Source organism: Micromonospora sp. WMMD961, assembly GCF_029626145.1.
Taxonomy (GTDB): Bacteria; Actinomycetota; Actinomycetes; order Mycobacteriales; family Micromonosporaceae; genus Micromonospora.
Map to the genome: position 1 here is coordinate 6,777,916 of NZ_JARUBJ010000002.1, position 16,005 is coordinate 6,793,920.

The window sequence follows — 16,005 nt, forward strand, 5'->3', positions numbered from 1 at the left end:
GGCCAGGGAGCCTACCAGCCAGTGACCGTGCTGCCACTGGGCCGACCACCATCCGGGATCACCCGGACCGTCGGGCACGCCGCCGACCGGACGTCAGCTGACCGAATTGATCGGTACGTTCTTCGCGTCGACGGTGACCGCCAACCCCTCCGGCAGCGGCCGAACCTCCCGCACGGTGAGCTGGAAGGGCAGCTCGGGTAGGGGCACGTCGATGGAGATGCTCTTGGCGTAGTTGCTGAGGAAGGTGCGGGCCAGCGGTAGGTTCGGCAGACCGGCCGCGTCCAGGTCGTTGAAGCGCAGGGCGACCGCACCGTTGTCGGCGACGGTGACGTCGGCGGTGCCGGCGACGGTCAGCTTCTGACCGAGGATGTCCACCGGCGCGGTGACGGCGAGCCTGCCGTTCTGCTCGCCGAGGGTGAGCCCGGGGCGCTTCAGCAGAGCGGCCAGGCTGTCGTAGCTGATCGTGCCGGCGCCGTTGACGGTGTCCGCGACGATGTCCCCCTGGCCGGTGCGCAGGGTGTCCAGCGAGGCCCGGACGTTGCGGGCGGTCACGTCGAGCACCGGCAGTTGCACGGCGTCACCCTCGACCGGGGCCTGCACGTCCCGCAGGTTGATGGTGATCCGCTCGTAGCGGCCGTCGAGCACCTGGGTGAGGAACGGGGTGCCGGCCACCTCCACATCGGGCGTGGCGGACTGGGCACCCTGCTTGGCGAGCTCCTGGCTGACCCGGTCGGCGATGGTCCGCTCGGCCACCCCGACCGCCACCCGGTCGGCGACCACCAGCAACCCGGCCACCACCAGGAGCAGGACGATCAGGCCGATGAGCAGCTTGCGGCCGCGCCGTCGGGGACGCGCTCCGTCCGCCGGATAGTCCTCCGCCACGCCGCCTCCCGTCTTCACCCGCCGCGCCGCGACGGGTCGTCCACACCGGTGCCGCAGCGCGGCGTACCCGTTGGTACCCGACCGACCCCGGGCTCAACCGTGACTCAGAGGAAGAGCATGCACATGGCGTACGCGGCCGGCGCCGCCAGGGCGAAGCCGCCCAGCGGACCCTGCATGTGCCGGGCCACCCACATCGTCGGCGGCTCTCCGGCCATCAGCCGGCCCGCCTCCGCGTACCCCACGGCGAGGTCGGAGAGCACGGCGGTGACCGCCGCGACCAGGCCGATCACGGCGGCCCGGGTCGGCGTGAAGGGAGCCACCAGGTAGCTGCCCAGAAGCGCGCTGGTCAGCGTGCCGACCATCGCGCCGGCCACCACACCGGCGGCGCCGCGAGGCACCTGCGGGGCCAGCCGGGGCCACGGCAGTACGGCGTCGGTGAGCCGGGCGACGGTCAGCGCGACGCCGCTCGCGGTCAGGCAGACGGTGATCGCCTGGGTGCCGGCCGGGATCCGGCTGAGCACGATCAGCGTGCCGAAGGCCACCACCCCGACCACGATGAGCAGCGTCGCGCCGAGGGAGTCGGTGACCCGGACCCGGTCGACGCGGCGGACCAGCTGGCCGAGCACCGCGGCGACGAACCCGCCGACGGCCAGATAGCCCAGCGGGGCCAGCCCGGCGATGTCGCTCTGCACCGCGGCGACGTCGGCGAGCGCCGCGACCCCGGCGCTGATCCCGGCGACCACCAGCAGCGCGGGGGGACGCATGGCCATCGTCCAGGCGAGCACGAAGAGCAACTGGACGCCGAAGATGATGAAGGCGAACGGCAGCCGGTGGCCGGGGCCGGACGTCTGCGCACCGAGCACCAGACCGACGCCGAGCAGCGCGGCGAAGCCGGCGATGGTCAACGCGAGCGGCCGGTGCACCTCGACCGGGGGTACGACCTCCTCTTCCGGCTCGTCGACCTCGTCTTCGGATCGGCGGGCCGGTTCGCCGGAGCGACGGGCTCGGCGCGGCCCACCCCGTTCGCGGCGATCGCCGTCGGTGGTGGCCGGACCGGTACGCGGCGCGGGCGGGTTACCGCGCGTCGGTGCGGCGGCCGGGCCCGGGTGGGGCCCGGCGGGCCACGATTCGCGGCCGGCCTCGGGCGAGGTGGAGGGAAACACGACCCGATCGTGCCAGACCGAGCGCCGGACACGGCGGTCACGGGTTTCAGCAACGTTAAAATCTGCTCCACGATCAGGGGCAAGGTAGACAAACGGGAAATGGCCAGACGGCGCGGCCGAGGCGATCGGTTACGCTCATCCCGTTACCCGCCCGTCAGCGACGCCGGGACCACGCAATTTCTCAGCACACTCCCCCGTGAGTGTGTCTGGTCGCGTGCGGCCGAGCGCCGCCGGGACGGAGGTGATCGTGGAGATCCTGCTGCTGGTGACCGCGCGCGCAGGCGAACCGTCGGCTGTGCTGCCGGCACTCGACCTGTTGCCGCACTCGGTCCGCACCGCGCCGCGCGACGTTCGCACCCTGGTCGCGGGCCCCAGCCCGGACGCGGTGCTGGTGGACGCCCGGTCGGAGCTGAGCGAGGCCCGAGCGACCTGCCGAATGCTGCACGCCACCGGGCTCGGCGTGCCGCTGGTCGCGGTGGTGACCGAGGCCGGCCTGATCGCACTGAACGCCGACTGGGGCGTCGACGACGTCATCCTCGCCTCGGCCGGCCCCGCCGAGGTGGAGGCACGGTTGCGGTTGGCGGTCGGCCGCCTGAGCAACGCGACGGCCGGAGCCGGCGGTTCGATCCGGGCCGGCGAGCTGACCATCGACCCCGACACGTACGCGGCCAAGCTGAAGGGCCGCCCTCTCGACCTCACCTACAAGGAGTTCGAGCTGCTGAAGTTCCTGGCCCAGCACCCGGGCCGGGTGTTCACCCGCGACCAACTCCTGCGGGAGGTCTGGGGCTACGACTACTTCGGCGGCACCCGCACGGTCGACGTGCACGTCCGGCGACTGCGCGCCAAGCTCGGCTCGGAGTACGAGTCGATGATCGGCACCGTCCGCCAGGTCGGATACAAGTTCGTCGTCCCGCCGTCGCGGTCGCTGCACGAGGCGGAGCACGCGCCGCTGCCCGTCTGATCGGTAAGTCGCCACCAATTTCCTGTATGCCCCTTTTTGCGCAGCTTGCCAGTCTTATTCTGACTGCCGGGTTTGCCGCAGAAAGGGGCCAGGGTGCGCGCAGTCATCACGGGGGCGACGGGTCGGCCGCGCCGGCCAGTCGGGCGCAAGCCGTGACGCGGGGCGTGTCGACCGCGAAGGCGACCGGGATCGTGACGCTGGTGTTGGCGGCGCTGCTCGGTTCGGCGTACGCGCTGGGCCACAGTCTCATGGTGGACCCGACACCCCGACACCCGACCGACGTCACCACGAAGGCGGACGGGCCGCGCTACGCCGACCAGCCCAGCGAGGGCGACCCGAACAGCGCCGCACACCCCGGCGGCAGCAGCGGCCCCGCCGAGGCCGGCCAGGACGGCTCGGGCCGCGACGCCGGCGGCGACAAGCTGTTCGGCGCGCACGAGACCACCGGGTCACCCCGGCTCGCGCTGACCTTCGACGACGGGCCGGACCCCCGGTACACCCCGCAGGTCCTCGCCGCACTGCGCGAGTTCGACGTGCGGGCCACGTTCTGCGTGGTCGGCGAGAACGCCCAGAACCATCCCGACCTGATCCGGGCGATCGTCGACGACGGACACACCCTGTGCAACCACTCGTGGCACCACGACGTCGGCCTGGGCGCCCGGTCGGCCGACGCGATCCGCGCCGACCTGCTGCGCACCAACGACGCGATCCGGGCGGCGGTGCCGAACGCGCCCATCGTCTGGTACCGGCAGCCCGGCGGAGCCTGGACGTACCCGGTGGTGTCGGTGGCGCGACAGCTCGGCATGACCCCGCTGCACTGGTCGGTCGACCCGTCGGACTGGGACCTTCCCGGCGCCGCCAAGATCACTGCAACCGTGGTGACCCAGGCCGCACCCGGCTCGGTGGTGCTGCTGCACGACGCCGGCGGCGACCGGCAAGGCACGGTGGAGGCCCTGCGCCGGATCCTGCCCGACCTGACCGCGCGTTTCGAACTGGAGGCGCTGCCCACCGATCCGACCTGATCCGCAGCTTTGCCCGGCGACGGTCCGGGCGGCACGACACGCAACGGATACGGTGACGGGATGAGCAGCGCGGAGCCGACCAGCGACCAGGTGACCCGGACCGACCGACTGGCAGCCGGGGAGATCGCCGACGTGCTGGCCCTGGCCAGCACCGCGGCTGACACCGACGGCGCGAGCCCGCTCGACGAGCACGTCCTGCTTCGACTGCGCGACCCGGACGCCCCGGCCCTGCACCTGATCGCCCGGGCCGACGACGGCACCCTGACCGGGTACGCCCACCTGGACACCACCGATCCGGTCGGCGGGATCGGAGTCGAACTGGTGGTGCACCCCGCGTACCGGCGGCGGGGCACCGGTCGTGCGTTGGCCCGGGGCGTGCTCGCTTCGGCCACCGGGCCGCTGCGGGCGTGGGCGCACGGCGACCACCCCTCGGCCGCTGCGCTCGGCGTCGACCTCGGCTTCACCCGGGCACGGGTGCTCTGGCAACTGCGCCGCCCCCTGGCCGCACCGCTCGGCGAGCCAGGCCTGCCCGACGGGGTGGCGCTGCGCGCGTTCCGGCCCGGGGCGGACGACGCGGCCTGGCTGACCCTCAACGCGCGCGCCTTCTCCGAGCACCCCGAGCAGGGGCGCTGGACCTCCGACGACCTGCGGGTCCGGCTGGCCGAACCCTGGTTCGACCCGGACGGCTTCCTGCTCGCCGAGGAGACCGGGACCGGTCGGCTGCTCGGTTTCCACTGGACCAAGGTGCACGAGCGCCCGGGCTCCGCCCGGATCGGCGAGGTGTACGTACTGGGGGTGGAGCCGACCGCGCACGGCGGCGGGCTCGGCCGGGCGCTGACCACCGCCGGGCTGGCGTACCTGCGGGACAGGCGCGGCCTGGACCGGGTGATGCTCTACGTGGACGAGTCGAACACCGGAGCCGTCGCGCTCTACGAGCGGATGGGCTTCGCCCGCTGGTCCGCGCACATCAACTACCACCTGGGCTGACTGTCGGTGGTCGCCGGAGCCGGGTCACCGGTGGGTAACGGCCGGGCGTCGGCGAGATAACGGCGAACCGGAAATATACCTATACTTCCGACAGGTGTACCCGGGTTCACTTAACGGACAACTCACCCTCAGCGAGTGGTCACCTCGGCGGTCGTACGTGTTCACCTTGCGTTCACTTGTGACCGGCGAACCGGCTACCTGGCACTTCTAACTTTCGTGTCAGCCGGTTACTGCCGGTCCTCGGGCCCCGGGATCGGGGCGCCAAGTCAGACGCGAAGGGAAACCCCTCAGGTGAAGCTCCAGCGGTACGGCGCGATTGCCGGCCTCGCCCTTGCTGCGACGCTCGGTCTCAGCGCATGCGGCTCGGACAACAACGAGCCCACCCCCGGCGCTAACGCTTCGGGCTCGGCCGCCGCGGTCGACTGCGCTACCGGCACGCTGAACGCCCAGGGCTCGTCGGCGCAGAAGAACGCCATGGCCGAATGGATCAAGGCGTACCAGACGAAGTGCCAGGGCACCACGATCAACTACGAGCCGACCGGCTCGGGTGCGGGCATCCAGGCGTTCATCGCCGGGACCGCCGACTTCGCCGGCTCCGACTCCGCCCTCAAGCCGGAGGAGCAGCCGCAGGCCGACGCCAAGTGCGCCGGCGGCAAGGCCATCCACCTGCCGATGGTGATCGGCCCGGTGGCCGTCGCCTACAACGTCAGCGGCGTGGACAACCTCCAGCTCAAGCCGGCCACCCTGGCGAAGATCTTCGCCGGCAAGGTGACCAAGTGGGACGACGCGGCGATCAAGGCCGACAACCCGGGTGCCACGCTCCCGGCGACCACCATCCAGACCGTCCACCGCTCGGACGAGTCGGGGACCACCGACAACTTCACCAACTACCTCTCCAAGACCGCCGAGGCCGACTGGACTCTCGGCAAGGCCAAGGCGTGGAAGGCCCCGGGCGGCACCGGCGCCAAGGGCTCGGACGGCGTGGCCAGCCGGGTCAAGGGCGCCGACGGCTCGATCGGCTACATGGAGTGGTCGTTCGCCGAGAACGCCGCTCTGAAGATGGCCAAGATCGGTAACGGTAACGGCGAGTTCGCCGCGCTGACCGCCGAGGCTGCCGGCAAGACCATCGCTGGCGCCAAGGTCGAGGGCCAGGGCGACGACCTCAAGCTGTCGATCGACTACAACACCAAGGAGGCCGGGGCCTACCCGATCGTCCTGGCGACGTACGAGATCGTCTGCAGCAAGGGCCTCGCCGCCGACAAGCTGCCGCTGGTCAAGGGCCTGCTGGGCTACGCCGCCAGCACCGAGGGCCAGGCTGCCATGACCGAGCTGGGCTACGCCCCGCTGCCGGAGAGCGTCCGCACCAAGGTCGAGGCCGCAGTCAAGAACATCTCCTGACCGACACCACTCCGCAATCGAATCGAGCGAGCAGATGGGTGACACCCCCCACCGCTCGGCCGACGCCGGCACCGGCGGGACGCGCGTGACCCAGAGTCACGAGTGGCCCGCCGGTGCCTCGGCGCGTGTGGCCGAGGCACCAGTCAGCACCCGTTCCCCGGGCGGCGCCGGGCTGGGCGGCGGCGGCGCGCTGCCGCGCAGCCGGAAGTTCGGCGCCGAGCGGGCCTTCCGCGGTCTCACCCTGGCCGCCGGCACCGCCGTTCTGGTCATCATCGCCGCCATCGCGATCTTCCTGGTCGCCAAGGCGGTGCCGGCCCTGCGCGCCAACACCGAGAACTTCTGGACCTACGAGGGCTGGTCCCCCAATGAGACGGAGCCGAAGTTCGGCATCGGCGCCCTCGCCTTCGGCACCGTGCTCAGCTCCGCACTGGCGCTGCTGATCGCGGTTCCGGTGGCGCTGGGCATCGCGCTCTACCTGTCGCACTACGCGCCCCGCCGGCTGGGCACCGCGCTCGGCTTCCTGGTCGACCTGCTGGCCGCCGTGCCGAGCGTGGTCTTCGGCCTCTGGGGACGGGACGTCTTCAGCAGCCCGGTCCGGGACTTCTCGGTCTGGCTGAACCAGCACTTCAGCTGGATCCCGCTCTTCGGCGGCGACGGCCCGTTCGGCGCGTCCGTGATGCTGGGTGCCCTGGTGCTCGCCATCATGGTGTTGCCGATCATCACCTCGCTCTCCCGCGAGGTGTTCCTCCAGACGCCGACCGCGAACGAGGAGGCGGCCCTCGCCCTGGGTGCCACCCGCTGGGAGATGCTCCGCACCGCGGTGCTCCCGTACGGCCGCCCCGGCATCATCGCCGCGATGATGCTCGGCCTCGGCCGGGCGCTCGGCGAGACCATCGCCCTGGCGTTGACCCTCGGCATCACCTTCAACATCTCGTTCAACCTGATCCAGAACGGCGGCAACACCATCGCCGCCAACATCGCCAACGCGTTCGGCGAGGCGAACGAGACCGGCCGGGGCGCGCTCATCGCCTCGGGCCTGGTGCTCTTCGCCATCACGCTGATCGTCAACATCACGGCGCGGGCGATCATCTACCGCCGCCGGGAGTTCACGGAGTCGGCCGCATGACCACAACCGTCACCTCCCACCGCACCCGCCCGCCGGCCCAGCCGGCCTCGCTGCGGGCCAAGCGGCTGCCCTGGTACGCCTCGCCGGCCATCGCCGTGGCGGCCCTGGCGCTCGCCGCCGTGATCGTCTACGGCACCGGCATCGGCGGCCCGATTCTCGTGGTCGTCCTCGGCGCGATCCTCTACCTGGTCGGGCTCTTCGCCGCCGCCAACGCGGTCGAGGGGCGTCGCTCGGCCCGCAACCGCACCTGGAGCGCGCTGATCCACTCCGCGTTCGTGCTGGCGGTGCTGCCGCTCGTGTCGGTGGTCTGGACGCTGGTCAGCAAGGGCGCCGAGCGGCTGGACGTCACCTTCTTCCAGACCTCGATGAACAACATCGGGGCCCGGGACGCCAACGGCGGCGCGTACCACGCGATCGTCGGCACGCTGGAGCAGGTTGGCATCGCCACCCTGATCACCGTGCCGCTCGGCATCCTCTGCGCGATCTACATCGTCGAGTACGGCCGGGGCAAGTTCGCCTTCACGATCCGGTTCTTCGTGGACGTGATGACCGGCATCCCGTCGATCGTCTCCGGCCTGTTCGTGCTGGCGTTCTGGGTGCTGGTCGTGTCGCCGTGGTTCAACGACGGCCGGCCCAGCTTCTCCGGCTTCGCTGCCGCGCTCGCGCTGAGCGTGCTCATGCTGCCGACCATCGTCCGGTCCACCGAGGAGATGCTCCGCCTCGTCCCGGCGCCGCTGCGCGAGGGCGCGTACGCCCTCGGCGTACCCAAGTGGAAGACCATCCTGCGGGTGGTGCTGCCGACGGCGCTGCCCGGCATCGTCACCGGCGTCATGCTCGCCATCGCGCGCGCCGCCGGTGAGACCGCGCCAGTGCTGTTGGTCGCCGGCGGCGGCGCCGCGATCAACACCAACCCCTTCGAGAACAACCAGTCGTCGCTGTCCCTCTTCGTCTACCAGCAGGCCGGTGACGCGTCGAGGTACGCGCCGGCACGGGCGTGGACCGCGGCACTCACCCTGGTCGCCCTCGTGCTCATCCTGACGATCGCGGCGAAGCTGCTGGCCCGTCGCAACAGGCTCAGCCGATGAACCCCGGAGGTACCACCATGGCCAAGCGCGTCGAAGCCTCGAACGTCACCGCCTACTACGGCGGTTTCAAGGCGATCGAGAACATCAACCTGACCGTCGAGCCGAAGACGGTCACCGCCCTGATCGGCCCGTCCGGCTGCGGCAAGTCCACCTTCCTGCGGTCGATCAACCGGATGCACGAGGTGCTGCCGGGGGCCCGGGTCGAGGGCAGCCTCACCATCGACGACCAGGACATCTACGACCGGGACGTGGACGTCACCGCGGTCCGGCGCATGATCGGCATGGTCTTCCAGCGGCCGAACCCGTTCCCCACCATGAGCATCTTCGAGAACGTGGTGGCCGGGCTGAGGCTCAACGGGGTCCGCAAGAAGTCGATCCTGGACGAGGCCGCGGAGAAGGCGCTGCGCTCGGCAAACCTCTGGGACGAGGTCAAGGACCGGCTCGGCAAGCCCGGTGCGGGCCTCTCCGGCGGTCAGCAACAGCGGCTCTGCATCGCCCGGACCATCGCGGTCGAGCCGCAGGTCGTCCTGATGGACGAGCCGTGCTCGGCGCTGGACCCGATCTCCACGCTGGCGATCGAGGACCTGATGTTCCAGCTCAAGGACAAGTTCACGATCATCATCGTCACGCACAACATGCAGCAGGCCGCGCGGGTCTCGGACCGTACCGCCTTCTTCTCCATCGAGAAGACCGGCGACCCGGGCCGGCTGATCGAGTACGACAACACCCAGAAGATCTTCAGCAACCCGAGCGTGAAGAAGACCGAGGACTACATCACCGGCCGCTTCGGCTGAGCCGACCGCGACGGCACTCGTCGATCATGGAATTGTGGTGCCCGATAAGGGTGCGAAGAGCGCCTTCGTCCCCACCACAACTCCATGATCGACCGGGCCCGGTGGGGTGGGGCCGCTCAGCCGAGCACGAAGCGGGGTTCCCCGTTCGGGGGTAGGTCCAGGCGGGGGGTGATGGGGGTGGCGGCGTCGCGGTCGACCGCCGCCCGCGCCACTCCGGCCAGGTCGCCGGCTGCCGCCACCTGGGCCAGCGTGACCAGCGTCGGTGGCAGCATGGTCAGCTCGCCGGCCTTGGCGCGGGCCAACGCGTCCGCCGGCCGGATCCACAGCGTGTGGTCGGCCTCGCCGGAGACGTCCCGGGTCCGTTGTCCCGCCGGCAGCAGGGCGACGAAGAAGTACGTGTCGAAGCGGCGCGGTTCGAACTCCGGGGTGATCCACCGGCTCCACGGCAGCAACAGGTCCGACCGGAGGGTGAGCTGACGGTCGGCGAGCAGCGCCGCGAAGCCCAGCCGACGTCCCTCCAGGTCCTGCCGGGCGGCCTCCCAGTCGTCGCCACTGACGTCGCCCACCACTGTCGCCGGGTCCGGGCCGGCGAGCAGCACGCCCGCCTCCTCGAAGACCTCCCGCGCGGCGGCGCAGACCACCGCCTGGGCCGCGCCCGAAGCTACCCCGAGCCGCCCGGCCCACTCATCTGGCGTGGGCCCGGCCCAGTCCAGGTGTGTCTCGGAGTCGGAGCGGTCCACCCCGCCGCCGGGGAAGGCGTACATCCCGCCGAAGGTCATGGCGGCGACCCGGCGGATGACGTACACCTCGAAGTCGGCGTCGGTCGGGCGCAGCAGCAGCACGGTGGCCGCGACCCGGGGCACCGCCGGGGTGCCGCCCTCGGCCTGGAACCGGCGGGCGTGTTCGACCAGGGCGGCCGGGGCGGCGAAGCCGTCACTGTCGATCGTCATGCCGCGAGCCTAGTTCCCCCGTCGGGCTCCCTGGCCCGGCCGATGGGCCGGGCCAGGGAGCCGCACCGGGCCAGACGTCCTTTGCTCTGCATACGCGGGCGCACCACATCCGGCCGTGACGTGGTGCGTCGACATAAGCAGAGCAAAGGACGTAAGTGGGGGCGGGGGCGGCGAGGCGACCGCGCCTCACCGCGATGTCCGACGGCTGAGCCGGCGGCGAACGGTTCACCCAGCTCGGTTAGCGTTCCGGCATGACTCGTTGGGGCATCCTGGCCACCGGCCACATCGCCAGCCGTTTCGCCGAAGACCTCCGGCTGGTGCCGGACGCCGAGCTGGTCGCGGTCGGCTCCCGCGCCGCGGAGAGCGCGCGGCGTTTCGCCGACACGTACGGCGCGAAGCGCGCGTACGGCTCCTGGGTGGAGCTGGCCGCCGACCCGGAGGTGGACGCGATCTACGTGGCGACTCCGCACTCCGCGCACTACGAGGCGGCGATGACCTGCCTGACCGCCGGGCGGGCGGTGCTGTTGGAGAAGCCGTTCACCCTCGACCTGGCCACCAGCACCGAGTTGGTGGACACCGCCCGTGCCGCCGGGGTCTTCCTGATGGAAGCCATGTGGATGCGGACGAACCCGATGATCCTGCGGGTGGTCGAGCTGGTCGCGGGCGGGGCGATCGGCACGGTGAGCGGGGTCCGCGCCGACTTCGGGGTGGCCGGGCCGTTCCCGCCGGACCACCGGATGCGCAACCCGGCGCTGGGCGGGGGCGCGCTGCTCGACCTGGGCATCTACCCGATCAGCCTGGCCCACCTGCTACTCGGGGTGCCGCAGCACGTCCGGTCCTGGGCGCAGATCGGCCCGGAGGGCACCGACGAGAACACCGGCATGCTGTTCGGCTACGACACCGGTGCGCTGGCGACGCTGAGCTGCGGCATGGTCGGGGCGACCAACCTGTCCGCCTCCATCACCGGCAGCACGGGTCGGATCGACCTGCCGGAGCCGTTCTTCCGGCCGGGCTCGATCACCCTGCACCGGGCCGGTGCCGAACCGGAGACGATCACCGCGGACACTGCCGGCAACGGCTACCAGTACGAGGCGATCGAGGTGCAGCGCTGCCTGGCCGCCGGGCTGACCGAGAGCCCGCTGGTGCCCCACACCACCACCCTTGAGGTGATGGCGCTCCTCGACACGGTGCGCGAGCAGATCGGCGTGCGCTACGAGTGAGACGGACGGCCCCGGTCGCGGTGACCGGGGCCGTCGAGGTGCGGGGTCCGGTCAGCCGAAGAGCGGCCGGACCAGCAGGTAGGTGATGCAGGCGATCAACGCGGCGGCCGGGAACGTGATGATCCAGGCGAGCACGATGTTGCCGGCGACGTTCCAGCGGACCGCGGAGAGCCGCTTGGTCGCGCCCACACCCATGATCGCCGAGGTGATCGTGTGGGTCGTGGAGATGGGCGCCTTGAGCACCAGGGCGTTGAAGTAGAGCACCGCGCTCGCGACCGTCTCGGCGGCGAACCCCTCCGGCGGCCCCAGGTCGATGATCTTGCGACCGAGGGTGCGGATGATCCGCCAACCACCGGCGTACGTGCCGAGGGCCAGCATCGTCGCCGACGTCCAGAACACCCAACCCGGGATGTGCGTCTTGCTCTCCTGGAAACCGCCGGTGTAGAGCGCCAGCACCACGATGCCCATGGTCTTGGCGGCGTCCTGCATGCCGTGGCCGACCGACATGGCGGCCGCCGAGGCGGTCTGCGCCCAGCGGAAGCCCCGGTTGAGCTTGCCCGGCTGCCCCTTGCGGAAGAGCCAGAGGATGGCCAGCATCAGGAGGTAGCCGAGGGTGAGGCCGACGATCGGCGAGAGCACCATCGGCAGGAGCACCTTCTCGCCGATGTTGACCCACTGCACGATGCCGCCGGTGGACAGCAGGGTCGCGCCGACCAGACCACCGAAGAGCGCGTGCGAGGACGACGACGGCAGACCGAAGTACCAGGTGATCAGGTTCCAGGCGATGGCACCGAGCACCCCGGCGAAGACCACCCCCAGGCTGCTCACACCGGTGGGCAGGGTGACCAGGCCGTCGCCGACGGTCTTGGCGACTCCGGCGCCGAAGTGCGCGCCGATGAAGTTGCCGACGGCGGCGAGCCCCAGGGCGATCCGGGGTGTCAACGCGCGGGTGGAGACGCTTGTCGCGATCGCGTTGGCGGCGTCGTGGAAGCCGTTGGTGTAGTCGAACGCCAGGGCTACCCCGATCACCGCCAGCACGGCGATGAGTTCGGGTGTCACAGTCACAGGATCAGGACTCCTTGACCGCGATGGTCTCGACCGTGTTCGCCACGTGCTCGAAGGCGTCGCAGGCGGCCTCCAGCTCGTCGGCGACCTCCTTCATCTTCAGCACCGTCAACGCGTCGTACTCGCCGGAGAAGAGGCGCACGAGCAACTGCCGGTTGATCCGGTCGCCCTCGTTCTCCAGGCGGTTGCACTCGATCCAGTAGTCCTCGAGGTCCTTCATCGACTTCAGCCGGGGCATCGCGTCGGCGGTCAGCTTGGCCTGCTGGTCGAGCACGTTGACCATCTCGTGCAGTTCGCGGGGCAGCGCCGGCAGCTCGGTCAGCCCGTACAGGTAGAGCAGGTCGCCCACCGCTTCCAGGTGGTCCATCACGTCGTCCAGCAGCGAGCCGAGCCGGTAGATGTCCTCCCGGTCGAACGGGGTGATGAAGGTCGAGTTGATCTTCTTGTACAGCTCGTGGGTGATCTGGTCGCTGTCGTGCTCGACCTCGGTCAGTCGCTCGCTGACGGACTGCACGTCAACGCCGGGCAGGGCCAGCTCGTTGAGCAGCGTGGTGCCCCGGACCAGGTTCTGCGCGGCCCTGGTGAAGAGCTCGTAGAAGGCGCCCTCGGTGGGGCGGAAGGAAAACTTCACAGCACAGACCTCGTCGCGTCGGTGGAAGGGTGGCGGTGCCCGAAGAGCGGCCGCTCGGTGAATGCTAGGAAACGACCGAACCGCGAATTCGCCGGCCCACCCCTGGCCAGGCGTCATTCACCGCTCGTTTACCTGCTGTTCATCTCGGCTGCCCCACGCGCACCCGGTCCCCCAGCACCAAGCCGCTTGCGCTCCTCGTTCACGTCGAAATCGGCAGCCGGATACCCGAGGTCGAGGGTGTCGAACGTCTCACGCAGCAGGTGAGCCACCGCCCAGTCCCGGTACCACTTGCGGTCCGCCGGCACCACGAACCAGGGTGCGGCGTCCGTGGCGCACCGGCTGAGGGCCTCGGCGTACGCGGCCTGGTACTCGTCCCAGTGCCCTCGGGAGTCGATGTCGGACGGGTTGTACTTCCAGTGCTTGCGCGGGTCGGTGAGGCGTTCCAGCAGGCGCTTGCCCTGCTCGTCGTACGAGATGTGCAACATGACCTTGACCAGGGTCATTCCACCCTCGGTCAGCTCCCGTTCGAACGAGTTGATCGCGTCGTAGCGGGCCCGCCAGGTCGTCTCCGGCACCAGCGACCCGACTCGGGCGATCAACACGTCCTCGTAGTGCGAACGGTTGAACATCCCCACGTACCCCGGCGGCGGCAGCTCCCGACGAATCCGCCAGAGGAAGTCGTGCCGCAACTCCTGGCGGGTCGGCGGCCCGAACGAGCGGATGTGCAGGCCCAGTGGGTTCATCGCGCCGGCCACCCGCTTGATCGTGCCGTCCTTGCCACCGCAGTCCATGGCTTGAAGCACCAGCAGCACCCGGTGTCCGGGCCGCTGCGACCCGGTCTTGGCCATCGCGAAGAGCATCTCCTGCTGCTGGCCCAACTCGGCACCGACCAACTCCACCTGCTCTCGCGCCCAGGCCTTACGAGGTTCGCCGCGCCCCGCCGTCTCCGGCAGGCCGGGCGTGGATCGGGGGTCGATGGCGCCGAGGTCCACCGGCGCGGTGACCCGCAGCAACTCCCGTACGGAGCCGCCAGCGGGTGCCATGATCTGCCCTTGCTGGGGTGCGCTCATCCACGGATCATCGCCCACCCGCAGACCATCCGCCCGCCAAGGGGGCCTCGCCGGGACGGCCGTCCGCCCCGTCGGGGCTGCCGCTGCGGGCGGTTGCCGCAAGGATGTACGCCAGGACGGTGCCGACCGGGAGGTGGTGGGGTCGTGCGGGACCTGGCAACAGAGTTCGAGGCCGAGCGGGGTCGGCTGCTCGCGGTGGCCCACCGGATGCTGGGCAGCCGCGCCGAGGCGGAGGACGCGGTGCAGGAGACCTGGCTGCGCTACGCCGGGGCGCTGGCCGACCCGGGAGCCCGCGCCGACATCCGTGAGTTGTCCGCGTGGCTGACCACCACCTGCGCCCGGATCTGCCTGGACGTGCTCCGCTCGGCCCGGGTCCGCCGGGAGGCGTACCCCGGTCAGTGGCTTCCGGAGCCGGTGGTGAGCCCGTTGGGCGGCGGACCGTCCTCGGACGGGTACGCACCCGACCCGGCGGACCGGGCGGTCCGCACCGACGAGGTCGGCGCGGCGTTGCTGGTGGTGTTGGAACGGCTGGCACCGGAGCAGCGGGTCGCTCTCGTGCTGCACGACGTGTTCGCGGTGCCGTTCGCCCGGGTCGCCGACGTGCTCGGCACCACCGAGGTGTCGGCCCGACAGCTCGCCTCCCGGGCCCGCCGGGCGGTCACCGCGCCGGACGTTCCTCGGCACACCGCCGACCTGGCCGAGCAACGTCGGGTGCTCGAAGCGTTCGTCGTCGCCACCGAGTCCGGCGACCTGGACCAGTTGCTCCGGGTGCTCGCGCCGGACGTGGTGCTCGTCGGCGACTCGGGCGGGCACTTCCCGGCGGCACGGCGCCCGGTGCTCGGCGCGGACTCTGTCGCCCGCCTCACGCTCGGCCTGTTCGGCCGGACCGGCCGGTACGCCCGACGCGTGCTGTCCCGGCCGGTGTTGGTCGACGGGGTGCTCGGCCTGCAGATGGAGACGACGCACAGCGACGGCCGGCCCATCCGCCTGGTCACCGCCTTCGCGGTGCACGAGGGGCGGATCACCGCCATCTACAACCAGCTCAATCCGGAGAAGCTCGGCGCCCTGACGCCGTTGGGCGACGACGACACCTGGCCACCGCGCTGGTGAGCCGACCCCGCCGTGGGCGGCGTCAGACCACGAGAGCCAACCACTTGCGGTACGCGCTGGCGAACGGCTCCGTGCCGTCGCCGAGGGCCGCGAACAGCCGCTGGGCCGCTGCTTCGGCCTCGGTCACCACGTCGTCCGGGTAACCGAACCGAGCCCGGTGCTCGGCGAACTCGTCCTCGTCGAGCAGCTCCACCAGGCCGGTGGCCCGACGCCGCACCACGTCGAGGTCCAGGTCGATGAGGTTCACTGTCTCGTCCGATTCCCAGCGGGCCGGAGTGGTGATGTCGCAGTAGACCTCGCTGGTGCGGGGCGGCGGGTTGAACATGGCCGTCCACCAGGCACGATGAGGCACCAGCAGGATGAACGGGATCTTCTCCACCGACGGCCGGCCGTGGTAGACCGACTCGGTGCCCTCGGGCACGCCGAGCCAGATGCCGAGGTCGTCCTCGGTGAGCCGGCGGGCCGGGTAGTCGCGGTGGGCGCTGCCGTCGTACTTGCGGTAGATCACTCGGACCATGTCGCTCGGCATGATTCGCACCCT

General features: G+C 71.0%; 16 protein-coding genes. 9 read left to right on the forward strand and 7 right to left on the reverse strand.

Annotation, left to right across the window (positions count from 1 at the left end; translation table 11 throughout):
• Positions 1–93: 93 nt before the first annotated feature.
• Both O7614_RS31075 and O7614_RS31080 read right to left on the reverse strand, forming a co-directional pair.
• On the reverse strand, positions 94–882 hold the full coding sequence (locus tag O7614_RS31075; protein ID WP_278141913.1) for a DUF2993 domain-containing protein: 789 nt from the start codon (positions 880–882) through the stop codon (positions 94–96).
• Positions 883–986: 104 nt separating this feature from the next.
• Positions 987–2,045 carry a hypothetical protein gene (locus O7614_RS31080; protein WP_278141914.1) on the reverse strand — a complete coding sequence of 353 codons (1,059 nt, stop codon included), beginning with the start codon at positions 2,043–2,045 and terminating at the stop codon, positions 987–989.
• Positions 2,046–2,286: 241 nt separating this feature from the next.
• Here O7614_RS31080 and O7614_RS31085 point away from each other — a divergent pair, with 241 nt between their 5' ends.
• From O7614_RS31085 to pstB, 7 genes are all read left to right on the forward strand, one after another.
• Positions 2,287–3,006, forward strand: coding sequence for a response regulator transcription factor (locus O7614_RS31085; protein ID WP_278142438.1), 720 nt, complete (start codon positions 2,287–2,289; stop codon positions 3,004–3,006).
• Between the two features lie 152 nt (positions 3,007–3,158).
• Positions 3,159–4,028, forward strand: a complete 870-nt coding sequence (locus O7614_RS31090) for a polysaccharide deacetylase family protein (RefSeq protein ID WP_278141915.1) — start codon at positions 3,159–3,161, stop codon at positions 4,026–4,028.
• Between the two features lie 60 nt (positions 4,029–4,088).
• A complete protein-coding gene (gene mshD, locus O7614_RS31095) occupies positions 4,089–5,015 on the forward strand; it encodes a mycothiol synthase (protein WP_278141916.1) in 927 nt (308 codons plus the stop codon).
• 291 nt (positions 5,016–5,306) lie between these two features.
• The gene (gene pstS / locus O7614_RS31100) at positions 5,307–6,413 is read left to right on the forward strand and encodes a phosphate ABC transporter substrate-binding protein PstS (protein WP_278141917.1); all 1,107 of its coding nucleotides are present in this window, start codon (positions 5,307–5,309) and stop codon (positions 6,411–6,413) included.
• A gap of 34 nt (positions 6,414–6,447) precedes the next feature.
• On the forward strand, positions 6,448–7,539 hold the full coding sequence (gene pstC, locus O7614_RS31105; protein WP_278141918.1) for a phosphate ABC transporter permease subunit PstC: 1,092 nt from the start codon (positions 6,448–6,450) through the stop codon (positions 7,537–7,539).
• A complete protein-coding gene (pstA, locus tag O7614_RS31110) occupies positions 7,536–8,624 on the forward strand; it encodes a phosphate ABC transporter permease PstA (RefSeq protein ID WP_278141919.1) in 1,089 nt (362 codons plus the stop codon). Before pstC ends, pstA begins: the two co-directional genes overlap by 4 nt.
• A 17-nt stretch (positions 8,625–8,641) precedes the next feature.
• The gene (gene pstB, locus O7614_RS31115) at positions 8,642–9,418 is read left to right on the forward strand and encodes a phosphate ABC transporter ATP-binding protein PstB (RefSeq protein ID WP_278142439.1); all 777 of its coding nucleotides are present in this window, start codon (positions 8,642–8,644) and stop codon (positions 9,416–9,418) included.
• A 116-nt stretch (positions 9,419–9,534) separates the two neighbouring features.
• Here the strand turns inward: pstB and O7614_RS31120 are convergent, their stop codons facing one another.
• The gene (locus O7614_RS31120; RefSeq protein ID WP_278141920.1) at positions 9,535–10,368 is read right to left on the reverse strand and encodes an NUDIX domain-containing protein; all 834 of its coding nucleotides are present in this window, start codon (positions 10,366–10,368) and stop codon (positions 9,535–9,537) included.
• A 251-nt stretch (positions 10,369–10,619) separates the two neighbouring features.
• Here O7614_RS31120 and O7614_RS31125 point away from each other — a divergent pair, with 251 nt between their 5' ends.
• The gene (locus O7614_RS31125; RefSeq protein WP_278141921.1) at positions 10,620–11,588 is read left to right on the forward strand and encodes a Gfo/Idh/MocA family oxidoreductase; all 969 of its coding nucleotides are present in this window, start codon (positions 10,620–10,622) and stop codon (positions 11,586–11,588) included.
• Between the two features lie 51 nt (positions 11,589–11,639).
• On the opposite strand, the gene O7614_RS31130 is transcribed toward O7614_RS31125, so the two are convergent.
• From O7614_RS31130 to O7614_RS31140, 3 genes are all read right to left on the reverse strand, one after another.
• Entirely contained in the window at positions 11,640–12,647 is a 1,008-nt protein-coding gene (locus O7614_RS31130) for an inorganic phosphate transporter (protein WP_278142440.1), read from the reverse strand.
• Between the two features lie 10 nt (positions 12,648–12,657).
• Positions 12,658–13,284: a DUF47 family protein gene (locus O7614_RS31135; protein WP_278141922.1), complete on the reverse strand. Its 627-nt coding sequence runs from the start codon at positions 13,282–13,284 to the stop codon at positions 12,658–12,660.
• A 128-nt stretch (positions 13,285–13,412) separates the two neighbouring features.
• The gene (locus tag O7614_RS31140) at positions 13,413–14,354 is read right to left on the reverse strand and encodes a PPK2 family polyphosphate kinase (protein ID WP_278141923.1); all 942 of its coding nucleotides are present in this window, start codon (positions 14,352–14,354) and stop codon (positions 13,413–13,415) included.
• 144 nt (positions 14,355–14,498) lie between these two features.
• On the opposite strand from O7614_RS31140, the gene sigJ reads away from it, so the two are divergent.
• On the forward strand, positions 14,499–15,464 hold the full coding sequence (gene sigJ, locus O7614_RS31145) for an RNA polymerase sigma factor SigJ (RefSeq protein WP_278141924.1): 966 nt from the start codon (positions 14,499–14,501) through the stop codon (positions 15,462–15,464).
• 22 nt (positions 15,465–15,486) lie between these two features.
• On the opposite strand, the gene O7614_RS31150 is transcribed toward sigJ, so the two are convergent.
• Entirely contained in the window at positions 15,487–15,993 is a 507-nt protein-coding gene (locus O7614_RS31150; RefSeq protein ID WP_278141925.1) for a DUF402 domain-containing protein, read from the reverse strand.
• Between the last annotated feature and the right edge of the window lie 12 nt (positions 15,994–16,005).

What these genes read in the sequence shown, in the direction of transcription:
- mshD (WP_278141916.1), top strand. Translation starts at nt 4,089, where the DNA reads ATGAGCAGCGCGGAGCCGACCAGCGACCAGGTGACCCGGACCGACCGA.
- O7614_RS31140 (WP_278141923.1), bottom strand. Translation starts at nt 14,354, where the DNA reads ATGAGCGCACCCCAGCAAGGGCAGATCATGGCACCCGCTGGCGGCTCC.
- pstA (WP_278141919.1), top strand. Translation starts at nt 7,536, where the DNA reads ATGACCACAACCGTCACCTCCCACCGCACCCGCCCGCCGGCCCAGCCG.
- pstC (WP_278141918.1), top strand. Translation starts at nt 6,448, where the DNA reads ATGGGTGACACCCCCCACCGCTCGGCCGACGCCGGCACCGGCGGGACG.
- pstB (WP_278142439.1), top strand. Translation starts at nt 8,642, where the DNA reads ATGGCCAAGCGCGTCGAAGCCTCGAACGTCACCGCCTACTACGGCGGT.
- O7614_RS31150 (WP_278141925.1), bottom strand. Translation starts at nt 15,993, where the DNA reads ATGCCGAGCGACATGGTCCGAGTGATCTACCGCAAGTACGACGGCAGC.
- O7614_RS31125 (WP_278141921.1), top strand. Translation starts at nt 10,620, where the DNA reads ATGACTCGTTGGGGCATCCTGGCCACCGGCCACATCGCCAGCCGTTTC.
- O7614_RS31120 (WP_278141920.1), bottom strand. Translation starts at nt 10,368, where the DNA reads ATGACGATCGACAGTGACGGCTTCGCCGCCCCGGCCGCCCTGGTCGAA.